We start from the raw sequence: 15,390 nt of genomic DNA, 5'->3' as shown, positions 1-15,390 counted from the left end.
GCGCCAGGCCGGTTCTTGTTGAATCGCGACAGCCCCGCCGGAAACCGGAGCGGCTGTGAAAAAACCGTGCCTCCGGATCAATACATGCCAAGCAACATTGCCGCCGTTAAAGACGAACTCTGCCGAGCCATCGACGATCGGCGTGATGAGTTCCTCGCTCTCCTGCAGGATTTCCTGCGCATCCGGAGCGTCAATCCGCCGGGCGACATGCGTGAGGCGGCCGATTTCGTGCGCGGCATCCTCGACCGCTTCGGGCTTGCTCACCGCACGGTCTCCTGCCGCGACGACATGCCCAACATTCTGGCGCGATGGGATACCGACCGGCCCGGGCGCCATCTCGTCCTCAACGGCCACATGGATGTCTTTCCGGTGACGGACGATGCCTTGTGGGCGGCGGAGATCGTGGGGGACCGCATCGTCGCCCGCGGCGCGTCCGACATGAAGACCGGAACGCTCGCCTCCATCCTGACCTATTGCCTGCTTTACCCCTATCGGGATCGCCTGAACGGCACCCTGACGCTGACCGTCGTATCGGACGAGCAATCGGGCGGCCGCTACGGCACGAAGTTCCTGTTCGACGAGCATGCCGACGCAATCACCGGCGATTGCTGCCTGAACGGCGAACCGAGCGGGCTCTCCAATGTCCGCTTCATGGAGAAGGGCACGTTGCGCTTCTCGCTGTGGGCGAAGGGACCGGGCGGCCATGGCGGCTATCCGCACCGGGCCAACAATCCGATCGAGCAGGTCACTAACGCCGTTCACGCGATCTACCAGCGCTACCACCGGCAGCTTGCGACCCTGCCTCCCGAGATCGACGCGATCCTGACCTCTCCCGAAACCATTGCGGCAGCCGATGCCAATCTCGGGAAGGGGGCTGCCGACAACGCGCGGCGCATCACGGTCAATGCCGGCATCATCGAGGGCGGCCAGAAGGCGACGCAGATCCCGACGCAATGCTCCGTGCACCTGGATATGCGCTTCCCCATCGGCCCGGATCGGGACCGGATCCGCGGCGAGCTCGAGAACCTCGCTTCCGAGTTCGACTGCACGCTGCTCGTCAACGAGGACCACAGCTATCCCGCGAGCAGCACCGACCCGTTCGGCGAGATGGCGACGATCCTTCGCGACAACATGAAGGGCCTGCTCGGCCATGACGCGCCGCCGGTCTGCAGCCTGGGCGGAACCGACACGCGCTATTGGCGCTGGCGCGGCATCCCCGCGCTGATCTGCGGGCCGTCCCCGATCAGCATGGGCACCGATGAGGAACATGTCACGCTGGATGAGGCCATCGCCGTCCTCAAGCTGCACGTGATGTGCGCGGTCGACTATCTCGGTCGCCCCGCGAGCCCGGCCGCCTAGGGTATCGGACCGGAAAATGGAATCCGGTCTTCGGAAGAATCCGATGCCCGAACGCAGAGCATCGGTCCGAAAAGTGGAACCCGGTTTTCGGAAAAATCCGATGCCCAAACAAAGAGCTGGATCGCCACTCCTGCGTCCGAACGGACGCAAGGCGATCTAGGCCGGCCTGCGCGCCCCTGGCCATCCCGGGCCGCCAACACTCAATGGGGATCAGTGAATGAGACGCATCGCTTGCGCGTTGCTGGCCGGCTGCTGCGATCGGAGCCCGCCATGACATCGACCGTCACGACAATGGCCGCTCCGGGGCCCGGCGGCTTGCCTGCCGATGAATACCGCATCGCCCATTACACCATCATGCCCCAGCGGCATTACGGGCGCTTCCTTGCCGCTGCCGCGATCCTCGCCATTCTCGCCGCGATTGCGCGAGCCTTCGCGCTCGGCGACATCGAATGGCGCTATGTCGGGCAGTTCCTGACCGCTCCCGCGATCATGCACGGGCTGGCCAACACCATCCTGCTCGCGGTCTGCGCGATGGTCCTGGGGATCGTGCTCGGCGTCGTCTTCGCCGTCATGCGGCTGTCCAGGAACCCGGTGCTGCGCATCGTCGCCATCGGCTATGTCTGGCTCTTCCGGGCGGCGCCTGCGCTCCTGCAGCTGCTGATCTGGTTCAACCTGGCTCTGATCTTCCCGCGCATCGCCTTTCCCGGGCTGTTCGATGTCCGGACCGTGGATGTCATGACCCCGTTCGTGGCCGGTCTTCTCGGGCTCGGCATTCAGCAGGGCGCCTATACGTCCGAGGTCGTTCGCGCTGGTCTCCAGTCGGTCGACCAGGGACAATATGAGGCCGCCCAGGCCATCGGCATGACGCGCATGCGAATGCTGCGCAGAATCGTCATGCCGCAGGCGATGCGCGTCATCGTTCCGCCGGTCGGCAATGAATTTATCGGGATGATCAAGCTCACATCGCTGGCGAGCGTCATCCAGTACTCCGAAATGCTTCACGCCGCGCAGACGATCTACTACGCCAATTCCCGTGTCCTTGAACTCTTGTTCGTCGCCAGCATCTGGTATCTCGCCATCGTCAGCCTGCTGAGCTTCGGCCAGAGCTTCGTCGAGCGGTATTTCGGTCGCGGCGACAGGGGAGGTCGTCGATGACCAGCCACCATGCCACGCCGCTGGTGCGGGCCATCGATATCCGCAAGACCTTCGGGGATTTCGAAGCGCTGAAGAACATCACGCTCGATATCTGGCGAGGGGAGGTCGTCTGCGTCATCGGCCCATCGGGTTCGGGGAAGAGCACGTTCCTGCGCTGCATCAACCAGCTCGAGCAGATCGACGGCGGAGCGATCTGGGTCAATTCCGAACTCGTCGGATACAGGCGCGAGGGGCAGAAGCTCTATCACCTCAAGGATCGCGAGATCGCCCGCCAGCGCCGTTCGATCGGCATCGTGTTCCAGCGCTTCAATCTGTTCCCTCATTTCACGGCGCTGGAAAACATCGTCGAAGGGCCGGTGCAGGTGCTGGGCGAGGAGCCTGGCCAGGCGCGCGAGCGAGCCCGGGCGCTGCTGGTCCAGGTCGGCCTGGCCGACAAGGAGAACGCCTATCCGAGCCAGCTCTCCGGTGGCCAGCAGCAACGGGTGGCGATCGCGCGCGGCCTGGCCATGAGGCCCGACCTGATGCTGTTCGACGAACCGACCTCCGCGCTTGATCCCGAACTCGTCGGCGACGTGCTGCAGGTCATGCGGGAACTCGCCAGGAGCGGCATGACGATGATCGTCGTCACCCATGAGCTCGCCTTCGCCCGCGAAGTCGCGGACCGCGTCGTCTTCATGGACAGGGGCGAGATCGTCGAAGTGGACCGGCCGGACGCCTTGCTGGCCACGCCAAAGCACAGGCGCACCCAGGAATTCATCTCTGCCGTACGCGCCTAGAGCATCGGACCGAAAGGTGGAAACCGGTTTTCGAAAAATCCGATGCTCAAACAAAGAGATAGATCGCCGGTCCTGCGTTCGAACGGACGCATGGCGATCTAGCGCCGGCCGTTCGCTTTCAACACAGAAGAGGAGTGGGATATGAAGATCCATGCATGCGCCGTCGCGGCTTTACTTGCCAGCCTGTCCTGCGCTCACGCTCAAGCCGTGCCGGAAAAATTCAAAACAGCCGGAAAGATCGTTATTGCCACGGTCGCGAACTATCCGCCCGTCACCTTCAAGGAGCCGGCGACAAACCAGCTGAGCGGGTACGACATCGATATCGGAAACGCGATCGGCCAGCGGCTCGGCGTCAAGGTGGAGTGGCAGGAAACCAGTTTCGAGCAGATGATCAGTGCTGTCACGACCGAGCGGGTCGACCTGATCCTGGCCGGGATGAACGATCTGCCCGAGCGGCGCGAACTCATCGACTTCGTCGATTACATGCAATCGGGCGTGCAGTACTTCGTCCAGCAGAAGAGAACCGACGAATTCAAATCCGCAGCCGACCTCTGCGGCAAGACCGTTGGAGCGAGCCGGCGGACCAATTTCCCGAAGGAGATCGAGAGCTGGAGCCAGGAGAACTGCGTCAAGTCGGGCAAGCCAGCGGTCAAGATCCTGGGGACCGAAGGCTCGGCCGATGCGCGGGCTCAACTGCGCCAGGGGCGTATCGACGCCGGGGCTCAAGGCAACGAGACCCTGCCTTACCTGATGGCTCTCGAAGCCAATACCTACAAGCTCCTGGGAGAGCCGTTCGCGATGACCTATCAGGGCATCGGCGTCTCCAAGAAGAACCCGGGGCTGCGGGACGCGGTGGCTGCAGCGTTGAAGGCGATGATTGCCGACGGCAGCTACCAGGCGATCGTCGACAAATACGGTGTCCAGCCGAGCGGGCTCAAGAGCATCGCGATCAACGGCAAGCCGCTGGACTGATCCGGCAGGCAGGAGAAAGGCAGGAGTTCAGCCTTTCTCCTGCTCGAACAGGTGGAACTGATCCCCCATCCACGGAGCCATGTCGTGGAGGAGGGGGAGGGCCTGGGTCCGCAGGAGTTTGCAGAGAAGCTGCGCAACCTCCTGCGGGATCGTTCCGAGCTCGGACTTCCGGGCGTAGAGGTCGACACGCCGCCTCAGTTTCATGGCCGGCAAGGCGACGAGACGCGTTCCGCGCAGCCGCTCCCGTGTCTGCAGGGCAATCAGCGGCGTCGTGATCGTCCAACCCAATCCGGCAGACACCATCGTTGCGATGGTGTCTGCCGTGTCGCTTTCGAATTCGCGGGGAAAGTCGAGTCTTCGCTGGCGGATTGCCTGCTCGATCTGCCGGCCGGCGCTGGTCCGCTGGGTGTGACGGATGAAGCTGAGTCCCTGGAGATCCGCCAGGCTCTCGACCGGCTTGTCCCAGGCTTCCGGCAGCAGCAGGGCAAAGGGCTCGATCAGGAGGGGGATGGTGAGCGCGACGTCGGTTTCCCTCAACAGGTCGACGCCGATCAGGATGTCGATCTCCCGACTCCGGAACTGCTGTTCGCTGAGCCCGCGCAGGTTTGCAAAGAGCGAGCATCGCTTGAAGGAATGGCCGAGTTCCCGCACGAATTGCGGGCCGACAACCGTGGTCAGCGAAGCGACCATCGAAATCCTGAGGGTGGGCGTCGCATTGCGGCTCATCCGACGCAGATTGATGTCGAGCTCGGTGGCCTCGGTGAGCAGCGCTTCCGCCCGCTCCAGCAGCATCCGGCCTGCCGTGGTGACCTGAACCGGACGAATACTGCGGTCGATCAGCGGAACCTCGAACTCCTTCTCCAATGACGCGATGACCTGGGACACGGCGGATTGGGTGAGGCCGAGCATGCGCCCGGCTTCCGTAAGGGTTCCGGCGGAAACAGCGGCCCGGAAAATCTCCAGCTGACGCAGGTCAAAGCCAAGTTTGCGCACGCCCGTTCCCTGTTCGCTCGACCGGCGGGGAGTGTTCCGCTCGCTCTCCCAGCGTGCCTAACGGAGAGGGCATGAAAGCGGAAGTCGAGAGGCGGGCGCATCGCGCGGCTCGCCCCGTTGGGTGACCTGCCGCGCGGCTCCGGCCCGGTGTCCCGGCCAAGCCTCAGAGCAGCGTGATCTTGCCGCTCGCCAGCTCGTAATGTGCCCCGACGACCTTGATCTGCCTGCTAGCAACGAACTCCGCGAGGATCGGCTTGGCGGTCTCGAGGCGGCGTTTGCCGCGGCGGATATTTTCCGCGATCGCCGCGGCGAGGAGGTCGTCCGGCTTGCCGGCCTTGGCGGTCGCGACTGCGGGCCTGAGTTCGCGCACCATTTCCTGGAGATGGCCCGGCAGGGTCGCCTTGTCCCGCACGACCTTGATCGTGGCGTCGATGGCGCCACAGCCCGAATGGCCAAGGACCATGACGAGCGGCGTGTTGAGGTATTTCACGGCATATTCGAGGCTGGCCAGGCCATCGTCATTGACGAAATTGCCGGCGAGACGAACCACGAAGAGGTCGCCGGGGCCCTGGTCGAAGGCGAGTTCCGGCGAGACCCGCGAATCCGCGCAGCTCAGGATCGCGGCGACCGGATACTGGGCGCTGGCGCGGGCAGCCCGGCCGGCCGAGTAATCCTGATTGGTCGGGGTGTTCGCGGCATAGCGGGCATTGCCCTCCATCAGCCGCTTCAGCACTTCGTCGGGCGAGATCGCATTCTGCGGGGGCGCGGCCTGGGCGAAGGCCTGCCGGGGCAGGGCGGCGGCGCCGGCAAGGGCCACCATGCCGGAAAACAGGCCACGGCGGGACAGGCCGGGCGCGGGCGAGCAGCAGAGATCACACATGACGGAAGTCTCCTTCAGAACGGCCTGCATGGCGCGCAGCCCGGCCGCTCAGAGCGGCGATTCACCACCTTGCCGTTAGGTTCGCAGGCCGAGCATGCGCTGTATTACTGCTACAGGACGGGAACGCTGCGAAGCCCTAATTGCGTAGAGTGGCGTCATGCGTGACTTGCCTGAGCCAAGCCCATTGCAGCGCTCCATAGGTCCCGCGTGCAGGCCGGCACCGGACGGAAAGCCTGGGCGGCCCCGGAGAGGGCAGGCGTCCGACCTTGGGGCAGCATGAAGAACGGGCGCTCCAAGGGGCGCCGGAACCGAATTCAGAGCTAACGTAGGGAACGAAAGCCCAATTGCTTCAGTGATCTCGCAATGAGAGCGTTTTGGTCGAAACGAGCTTGGATCGAGGCGGCGTTGAAAATGGGATCAAATAAAGCCTACGGCGCCGCCGCGATGTGCCTCGTACTGACGGCCTGCGGGTCGGATTTTGCCTTAGATGGACACGAATTCAGGGCGCATATTGCGGCGGAGTACCCTCTTGGGAGCGATTATTCCAGGCTCAAGGATGAATTGAGCTCGCATGGGTTTCGGGTGGAAGTCGATAACAACCAATATGGGCAATTCAAGTTCTCGACTGCACAGGGAATAGGTCACTGTGGCCAGGTCATACAGGGATCCACGGACCCCTCTGGAAGCTTCATCGGCAGGCCCTCCGGGAAAATAACCCTGTTGCGTGCGGATCAAGGGTGCTTTCGCACGTTCGTCCCTTAGGCCCGCGGCATCCGCATATCCGACTTGTGCCGGAAGCGGACCTTAAGCGCCACCTTCGCCGATTGCCTTAAGCCGGGCTTAATTCTGTAGCTCTTACCACCAGCGTTGAATCCAAAGCATCGTCACGCTTTGGATTCAATAAAAGAAGGCTGGATCCGGTCAATTTATTGACCGGTATCTTGTCAGTTGAATCTGAGGGTAAGTCATGAATAGTCAAGATATCCAGGGGATGGTGAACAATCTGAAGGAAGGTCGCCTCTCGCGGCGTTCCTTTATTCAGCGAATGGCGGCAGTGGGTATTACTGCGCCGATCGCGAGCCAGATCCTCGCCTGGAACGGCGTCGCAATGGCGAACGCAACGATCGAATACAAGCCGACGAAGGCTGGCGGCGGTGGACCGTTGAAGATCCTGCTCTGGCAGGCACCGACCCTGCTGAACCCGCATTTCGCCTCCGGCACCAAGGACCAGGTCGCCTCGCGCGTCTTCTACGAGCCGCTCGCCGGCTGGGACAAGGAGGGCAATCTCTTCCCGCAGCTCGCGGCCGAAGCTCCCACCAAGGCCAATGGCGGCCTCTCCGAGGACGGCAAAAGCGTCACCTGGAAGCTGAAGCAGGGCGTGACCTGGCATGACGGCAAGCCGTTCACCGCCGATGACGTCGTCTTCACCTGGGAATATGCCGCCGATCCGGCGACCGCCGCCTATACGACCGGCGCCTACAAGGACATCAAGGTCGAGAAGATCGACTCCCACACCGTCAAGGTGATCTTCAAGGAAGCGACGCCGTTCTGGGCCGATGCTTTCGTCGGCGTCGCCGGCATGATCATCCCGAAGCACCATTTCGGCGAGTACAAGGGCGCCAAGTCGCGTGAGGCTCCGGCCAACCTGAAGCCAGTCGGCACCGGCCCCTACAAGTTCGTCGACTTCAAGCCGGGCGACGTGCTCACCGGCACGCGCAACGAGAATTACCACGTCCAGAACAAGCCGCATTTCGACACGCTCGAGGTCAAGGGCGGTGGTGACGCGATCTCGGCGGCGCGCGCCGTGCTGCAGACCGGCGAATACGACTATGCCTGGGATACGCTGGTCGAGGACGAAGTTCTCAAGCGCATGGAGACCGGTGGGCGCGGCAGGATCAGTGCAGCGCAGGCCGGCGACGTGGAGTTTATCACCCTGAACACCACCGACCCGTGGACCGAGGTCGATGGCGAGCGTTCGAGCGTCAAGACCAAGCACCCGACGTTGAGCGACCCGGCCGTGCGCCAGGCGATCAACCTGCTGATCGACCGCGACTCGATCCAGAAGTTCATCTATGGCCGCGGCGGCATCGCGACGGCGAGCTTCGTGAACCAGCCGAAGCAGTTCAAGTCGGAGAAGCTGAAATACGAATTCAGCCTCGAGAAGGCGAACAAGATCCTCGACGACGCCGGCTGGAAGAAGGGTGCCGACGGCATCCGCGAGAAGGATGGCAAGAAGCTCAAGTTCGTCTTCCAGACCTCGATCAACGCGCCGCGTCAGAAGGTCCAGGCCATCATCAAGCAGGCCTGCCAGCGCGCCGGCATCGATCTCGAGCTGAAGTCGGTGACCGCGTCCGTGTTCTTCTCCTCGGACGTCGCCAACCCCGACACCTACACCAAGCTCTATGTCGACATGGAGATGTACACCACGACGCAGCCGCAGCCGGATCCGGAGCGTTTCCTCAACCAGTTCGTGTCCTGGGAAATCGCCAACAAGGAGAACAAGTGGCTCGGCCGCAACGTCTCGCGCTACTCCGACCCGGCGGCTGACGAGGCCTACAAGGCCGCGCAGAAGGAACTCGACCCGGCCAAGCGCGCTGCGCTGCTGATCAAGGTCAACGAGATCTTCTGCGAGGCCAACGTGATCCTGCCGGTCCTGTCGCGGACCAAGGTCGTCGCTGCGGCGCTGACCCTCGCGCATGATCACAGCGGCTGGGACGTGGATACCTGGAATCTCGCTTCCTGGTATCGCAACTAAGCACGAAGCAGCCCCTCACCGGGACATCTCGGTGAGGGGCCGCAACCGATATCCGCGGCGCCGGCATCCGCACGGCGTCGCGACCCCGCTGCGGCAGGGCCCGGCGAATTCATCGACCAGGCTTTCGATGAAATCTGGCCGGCCTCCGACTTGCACGCGAATAGATCTGGCACGCGAACAGATTTGGCCTGTTCTGAACGCCCATGTCCGGCTGCGGGCACATTGGGCCCGTTCCGCGAGCGACTGCTGCCATTCCTTGTCATCGCACAGTCGTTTCGGTGACAGCGAACGGGGGACGCGGATGGCGAAGATCGATTTCAAGAAAGCCCTTGGACCACTTTATGACCCGCTCGCCGGGGACTTCGCTTTGGTCGACGTGCCGCAGATGCCGTTCGTGAAGGTCAACGGCGAAGGCGATCCCAACACCGCACCGGCTTACCGTTCGGCGATCGAATGGCTCTACGGGGTCAGCTATGCCGTGAAGTTCGCCGCAAAGGCTGCGCTCGGCAGGGACTATGTGGTGCCGCCGCTGGAAGGATTGTGGTGGGCCGACGATCCCCGAAGCTTCATCACCCGCCAAAAGAACCTGTGGCGCTGGACGATGATGATCATGGTTCCTGATTTCGTCACCCATGACATGTTCGAGAAGGCGGTGGCCAAAACGGGTGGAAAGCTTGGCCAGCCCCCGCAGAGCCTGCGCCACGAATTCTATGCTGAAGGGCTCTCGCTCCAGACCCTGCATGTCGGCAGCTATGATGAGGAGGTGCCGGTCCTGGCCCGGCTCCATGATGAGGTGATGCCGGGCAAGGGGATGACCTTCAACGGCCCCCACCACGAAATCTATCTGAGCGATCCGCGCAAGACTGAAGCGGCCAGGCTCAAAACGGTCCTTCGCCAGCCGGTGATATCCTTGGCATAGGGGGCAGGGCGGAAATCGGTTCCTGCCCATGCGCCAATGTCTGCTGTCCACGAGCACGAAGGCTATCCGCGGGGCGAAGAGCCGAGATTGCGTCATGAACCGATTTGGCGGATTGCTGGGATATGAGAACCCGGATCAAGGTTTGCGGGATCGCGTCAGCCGATGAAGCCCGCCTCGCGGTAGCGGCTGGCGTCGACGCTCTTGGCTTCAATTGTGTGGGGCCTTCCAGTCCTCGCCATGTCGCGGACCCGACAGTCGCCGCGATCACGACACTCACGCCGCCTCCCGTCGCGACATTCCTGCTGACCGTCGAGCGGACAGCCGAGGCGATCGCGGCCCATGTGCGCCGGACGCGTCCGAGCACGGTCCAGATTCTCTGGAACATCGATCCGGCGGAGTCCGCCCGCCTGGCCGAGATAGAGCCTGATCTGCGCCGCGTTCAGGTCGTCCATGTCGAGAGCCGCGCAGCTCTGGAGATGATCCAGGCCTACAGCCCGTATGTTCACGCCTTCCTGCTCGACTCAGGGAGTCCGAACGCAGCGACGCCGGAACTGGGCGGCACCGGGCGCCCGCATGACTGGGCGATCAGCGCCGAATTCGTCGATGCCAGCCCTCTGCCGGTGTTCCTCGCGGGCGGGCTTACCCCGGCAAATGTCGGCGCTGCCATCCGACAGGTCAGGCCGTTCGGCGTGGATCTGTCTTCAGGCGCCCGGACAGCAGGCCGGCTCGACCCGGTCAAGTTGGCGGATTTTGCCTTGGCCGTGCGGAAGGCGGATGACGCTCTGAACCCGGCCTAGAGGCGGGCGCGCTTGGCCAACCCGGGCATCCTGCCCCCGCGCAAAGGGCCCATTCTCGTTTCCCGGCGCCTGGCACGGCCGCGCGACCCACGGCGCCGGAACCGGCCTGCGCTCGCCTTCAGAACCTGATGTCGATGCGTCCCTTGAGGGCGTGATCGCGGGTTCGCTCGCCGATGGCCGCGGAGTAGGTGATCCCGACCGTGGTCGAGGCGGTGGCGCGCCAGTCGAGCCCGGCTTCGGCGACCAGCGCATTGCGATCGATGGCCGTCGCGTAGACCGAGGCCGGGGTCGTGCCGGCAAGGAAGGCCGTGGCTGCTCGCGGCGTCAACTCGCCAAAGCCATGGCGCCAGCCGAGCAGGCCGCGGGCGAAGAGCGGCATCGTGCCGATCTGCGCCTCGGCGCGCAGGCCCAAGGTCGTGAAGCCGAGATTCTGGTCGCCGGAGAAGACGCGCAGTGCGGCCGCGCCGCCCTGCTCGAGGCCGGAGCCGGATGAGACCCGGAGCAGGACGAGCTGGGCGAAGGGCTCGAGGGCAAACTGCTCGAAACGGAAGGCATAGCCCAGCTCAGCGAAGGCCTGGGCCACCTGGCTGTCGCGATCCGAGCGCAGCCTGTCACCAAAGCTGCGGAGCTGCACCTGGCGGGTCAGGCTGGTTTCGCCGAACGAATATCCCAGGCCGCCATCGAGCCGCCATGCGCCGAGGCGGGCGCCGGCATAGAGTGCGGCATGGCCGCTCTCCAGCCGGCCGGAGGACAGCCTGGCGTCGACATCGAAATTCGAGCGGGTGTAGCCGCCGGCAACGCCGACCCGAAGCGAGCCCGCCGCCGTCTCGTAGAGCTTGAGGTCGGCGCCGAGGATGGCGCCGCCGGTGCGCTGCGAGAGACTCGCCGCATTGCCGTCGCCATTGGTGTTCGCTTGTGCTCCGACCGCTTCGCCCCAGATGGTGAAGCGCTCCTCGAAGCGCGGCGCCGGCAGCATGATTGCGCCCTTCGCGTTCGGCAGATCGGCCGTGAACTCCGCCGCGACGCTCTGGCCTGGCGCGACCAGCAGCGGCCCGCGCAGGCGCCCGAGGATCGCCTCGCGGAGCAGCCGGCTTTCGCCGATCGCGACCGCGACGCCCTGGGCATGGGCCTCGCCCGAGAGCTGGTCGAAACCGGCGCGCGCCTCATCGGCTGTCGCCGAGATCAAGCTGTCATAGATCCGATTGCCGGCACCCAGCCGTTCCGCCGCGACCGCGATCCCGCTCTGGTTGCGCGTCAAGGCGATGAAGGCTCCGCCGCCGCCGGGCCCGAACGACGTGCCGTTGCGGCTCATCGTCAGCGTGACGTTCTGCGCGTCATAAGCCAGCGAGGGCGTCAGGAAGGCGAGGTTCGAGCTGACGCCGGCGAACTGCCCGCTGACGCCGCCGCCTGCCGTCAGGATGGTATAGTTCGTCGAGGCCGCGTAATTGCCGTTCTCTGCCAGGACCTGGACAGCGCCGCCCGACAGTGTCGCAATGCCCGTGGCATTGATCCGGTCGCTCTGTCCGGCCGCATTGATCTCGACCTGATAGGTCGAGCCAGCGGCGAAGGCGACATTGCCGGCAATGGTCAGCATGCCGATCGAGTTGCCGGGCGCGACCGTGCCGCCGCTCATCACGGCAAGGCCGCCGATCGTGCCCGAGCCACCGAGCGTGCCACCGCCATTCACGGTCGCCGCGCTCGCGGTCGAGCCGTTGACGACGAGCGTGCCGGCATTGACCGTCGTGGCGCCTGTAAAGGTGTTGGCGCCCGTGAGCACGAGCGTGCCGGCGCCCGCCTTGGTCAGGGATCTGCCGTCCCAGCCGGTTGCGGCATTGGGCGCCCGGTCGGTCAGCGCCGCGCCCATATCGAACCTGTCGGCGGGATTGGTCAGCGTGAACGTGCCATGCGCGAGCGAGTTGCCCGCAGTCCAGCTCAAGCCATAGCTGGCGAGATATTGCTTGCTGTCGTCCGACTTGCGGGTCGACAGCGTCAGATAGTCGACTGTCCCGTTGAAGCCGCCGACCGTGACCGTGCCGAAGTCGCCGCTGATGCCCGAGCGCGTATCGATCAGGACCTTGTCCAGGCCGTTCGCGTCGCTGATGCCGCTGAGGTTGAAGGCGACATTGCTGCCGAGCGTGACGCGTTCGGCCTGGAGCAGGGGGGCGCTGGCGAAGGCGACGATCGACAGCTCCGTATTGTTGGCAAAGCGGACATCCTGCGCGACCTTCACCACCGCCAGGTTTTGGATCGCCAGGCTGCCGCCGGTCACGTCGATCGTGCCGGCGAGAGTGTAGGTTCCAGCCGCTGCGCCGTCACCGAATTGCAGCCTGCCGCCCGATATCGTCGCGTGGCCGCCGGAGCCGAGGCCTGACGTATTGGCGACCACCAGCGTCCCGGCCTTGACCTGGGTCATGCCGCTGCGCGTCAGGGCCTTGTCCAGTGTCCAGGTGCCGCTGCCCTGCTTGACGAGTGCGCCGGTGCTGAGGCTGGTCGTGCCGCTGACGGCCGCCGAGTAAAGCTGAGTACCCGCGCCATCCAGCGTCAGCGTGGACGCTGCGTTGGTGCCGATGCCCAGGTTGCCCGTGATGCTGGAGCCGGTGAACAGCGTGACCGTGTTGGTGCCCGCGGCGCGCAGCGCCACATTGCCTTTCAGTGCGCCGGAATTGCTGAGCGCGGTGTTGCCGCCGATAGCCTGCACCGATTCCGTGCCCTCGATGGTGGCGCCAGCGCCGTTGGTCACCGTGCCTCCATTGATCAGACGGACGCCCGCCGAGGGGCCCTTGATGAGGCTGCCCGACCCGGTATTGGTGACCGTGCCCGCCCCGCCGCTGATGCCCACGCCCGCGGCAAGGGCATCTGTCCCGTCGGCGATGATCGAGCTTGCCGTGTTGGTCACCGTCCCGCCATCGGCAAAGCTCACCCCGTAGAGCTTGCCCGTGATCCTGCCGCCGCCCTCGTTGGTGACGGTGCCCTGGCCGACGACGATCTCCACGCCGTGACCCTGGTTGTCCGCGGTCACGCTGATGGTGCCGCCGGTGTTGGTCACCGTGCCGGCACCCCAGATGCGGACGCCGCCCAACCCGCCGGCAATGCTCGCGCCGGTCCCGTTGGTCACAGTGCCGTCTGTATTGATGAACACGCCGAGGCCATCAGTGCCGCTGGCGCGGATAACACTCGTGGCGCCGAGATTGCTCACGTCGCCACCTTTGTCGAGCAGCACGCCGTGGCTCACGGCTGTGATGGTGCCGCCCTGGTTGGTCACCGTGCCGCCATCACCGAGCTGCACGCTGACATAATCCCCCTCGATCCGCCCGGTGACTGCGTTGACCACCGTGGCGACGCCCGCGGTGGACAGCACGCCGACCTGCCCTGCAGCCGTTCGCGAAATGGTGCCAGCGTTGTTCAGGGTGCCACCGTTGTTGACGATGACTTCGTTGCCGATGCTGATGCCCGCATTGATCTTCAGCGTGGCGCCGAGAGCGCCGCTGTTGTCCACCGTGACGGAGCCGCTGCCCAGGCCCGCATTATTGGCGACCGCCAGGGTTCCGGCTTTGACCTGCGTGGCGCCGCTGCGCGTCATCGCCTTGTCCAGCGTCCAGGTGCCGCTGCCCTGCTTGATAAGCGTGCCGGCGCTGAAGCTGGTCGTGCCGCCGACGGCCGCCGAATAGAGCTGCGTGCCGGTGCCATCCAGCGTCAGCGTGGAGGCGGCATTGGCGCCGAAGCTCAGATTGCCCGTGATGCTGGAGCCTGTGAACAGCGTGACATCGTGGATTTCATCGCCATTGGCGTTGGAGCGCAGGGCCACGTGCCCGATCAGCTTGCCCGCATTGCTGAGCGAGACGTTTCCGATGACCGAGCTCACCGCCAGGGCCCCCAGCGCGGCCTCGATCGTCGAGCCGGCACCATTGATGATCGTGCCGCCGGCAGTCAGCGTCACGCCGCTGTCCCGGCCCGTGATGGTTCCGCCCAGCGTATTCGAGATCGTTCCAGTGTCGATTTGCACGCCGGAAACGTCGGTGCCAATGATCGTGCCTCCGGTGTTGGTCACTGTTCCGTTTCCGAAAACAAGCACGCCGGCTCGCTTGCCCCTGATCGTTCCGCCCTGCGTGTTCGTGACCGTCGCGTCTCCGCCGAACGACGCCCCATCGAGCGTCGCACCGGTGATCGTGCCGCCGGTATTGGTCAGCGTGCCGCCTCCGTGCACCAACACGCCTTGCGTTTGCCCGGATATCGTTGCGCCTTGCAGATTGTCCACCGTGGCGCGACCGGTCATGGACTGCACGCCAGCCTCCCCTGCAGCCATTCGCGAAAGGGTGCCCGCATTGCTCAGCGTGCCCCCGTTATTGAGGGTGACCTCGTTGCCGATGCTGACGCCCGCATTGATCTGCAGCGTGGCACTCTTGTTGGCCGAATTGTCGACGGTGACGGTATTGACGCCGAGTTGAGCGTCGGAGCTCACGACCAAAGTGCCATCCGTCACGAGGGTCTGGGCGTAGCTGCCCGCGCCCGGAAACGTCAGGACCAACCCCGCCAACGCGGTGGTGGACAAGAGCCGCCCGCGGCGCAAACCGCGCGTTGCGCTGGTCAACAAGGTCGATGTCATCAGTCCGTCTCATGCATGCAAAACACCGCTGTCCGGCGCAGCGATCTCTGGCTATTGTTTAAGTTCGTGCGCCGTCGTCAGGCCGTTATTGCGCCGTGACACGAGCGTTAATTCTGCCTGCCTCTGCGTTCGCGCCGGGCAGAATCTGTGCTTTTCGAGAAGGATCGACCTGTTCGTGTTG

The 15,390-nt window shown here is 64.5% G+C and carries 10 protein-coding genes; 7 read left to right on the top strand and 3 right to left on the bottom strand.

The genetic code is table 11. The features are described from left to right. Positions 1 to 84: 84 nt before the first annotated feature. The 4 genes from AB4118_RS03665 (at position 85) to AB4118_RS03650 (ending at position 4,262) form a co-directional block, all read left to right on the top strand. Complete coding sequence (locus AB4118_RS03665; protein WP_441488447.1) at positions 85 to 1,359, top strand: M20/M25/M40 family metallo-hydrolase; 1,275 nt, start codon at positions 85 to 87, stop codon at positions 1,357 to 1,359. Positions 1,360 to 1,629: 270 nt separating this feature from the next. Next, a complete protein-coding gene (locus AB4118_RS03660) occupies positions 1,630 to 2,514 on the top strand; it encodes an amino acid ABC transporter permease (protein ID WP_441488446.1) in 885 nt (294 codons plus the stop codon). Continuing rightward, the gene (locus tag AB4118_RS03655) at positions 2,511 to 3,290 is read left to right on the top strand and encodes an amino acid ABC transporter ATP-binding protein (RefSeq protein WP_441488445.1); all 780 of its coding nucleotides are present in this window, start codon (positions 2,511 to 2,513) and stop codon (positions 3,288 to 3,290) included. Before AB4118_RS03660 ends, AB4118_RS03655 begins: the two co-directional genes overlap by 4 nt. A gap of 141 nt (positions 3,291 to 3,431) precedes the next feature. Beyond that, positions 3,432 to 4,262 (top strand): ABC transporter substrate-binding protein, encoded by an 831-nt coding sequence (locus AB4118_RS03650; RefSeq protein ID WP_441488444.1) that lies wholly within the window; start codon positions 3,432 to 3,434, stop codon positions 4,260 to 4,262. A 27-nt stretch (positions 4,263 to 4,289) separates the two neighbouring features. On the opposite strand, the gene AB4118_RS03645 is transcribed toward AB4118_RS03650, so the two are convergent. Together AB4118_RS03645 and AB4118_RS03640 are read right to left on the bottom strand one after the other, a co-directional pair. After that, positions 4,290 to 5,255, bottom strand: coding sequence for a LysR family transcriptional regulator (locus AB4118_RS03645; protein WP_441488443.1), 966 nt, complete (start codon positions 5,253 to 5,255; stop codon positions 4,290 to 4,292). 163 nt (positions 5,256 to 5,418) lie between these two features. Further along, entirely contained in the window at positions 5,419 to 6,135 is a 717-nt protein-coding gene (locus tag AB4118_RS03640; RefSeq protein WP_441488442.1) for a carbonic anhydrase, read from the bottom strand. Between the two features lie 967 nt (positions 6,136 to 7,102). Between AB4118_RS03640 and AB4118_RS03635 the strand changes: the two genes are divergently transcribed. The 3 genes from AB4118_RS03635 to AB4118_RS03625 all read left to right on the top strand — a co-directional run bounded on the left by AB4118_RS03635 (position 7,103) and on the right by AB4118_RS03625 (position 10,606). Continuing rightward, positions 7,103 to 8,890 (top strand): peptide ABC transporter substrate-binding protein, encoded by a 1,788-nt coding sequence (locus AB4118_RS03635; RefSeq protein WP_441488441.1) that lies wholly within the window; start codon positions 7,103 to 7,105, stop codon positions 8,888 to 8,890. 301 nt (positions 8,891 to 9,191) lie between these two features. Continuing rightward, entirely contained in the window at positions 9,192 to 9,809 is a 618-nt protein-coding gene (locus AB4118_RS03630) for a GyrI-like domain-containing protein (RefSeq protein WP_441488440.1), read from the top strand. A gap of 122 nt (positions 9,810 to 9,931) precedes the next feature. Beyond that, positions 9,932 to 10,606, top strand: a complete 675-nt coding sequence (locus tag AB4118_RS03625; protein ID WP_441488439.1) for a phosphoribosylanthranilate isomerase — start codon at positions 9,932 to 9,934, stop codon at positions 10,604 to 10,606. 118 nt (positions 10,607 to 10,724) lie between these two features. On the opposite strand, the gene AB4118_RS03620 is transcribed toward AB4118_RS03625, so the two are convergent. Beyond that, complete coding sequence (locus tag AB4118_RS03620) at positions 10,725 to 15,209, bottom strand: autotransporter domain-containing protein (RefSeq protein WP_441488438.1); 4,485 nt, start codon at positions 15,207 to 15,209, stop codon at positions 10,725 to 10,727. Between the last annotated feature and the right edge of the window lie 181 nt (positions 15,210 to 15,390).

Origin of the sequence: Allobosea sp. 2RAB26 (genome assembly GCF_052115465.1) — a bacterium.
Taxonomy (GTDB): Bacteria; Pseudomonadota; Alphaproteobacteria; order Rhizobiales; family Beijerinckiaceae; genus Allobosea.
The sequence above is the reverse complement of the archived record's forward strand: the minus strand, read 5'-3'. Positions and strand labels throughout refer to the sequence as shown.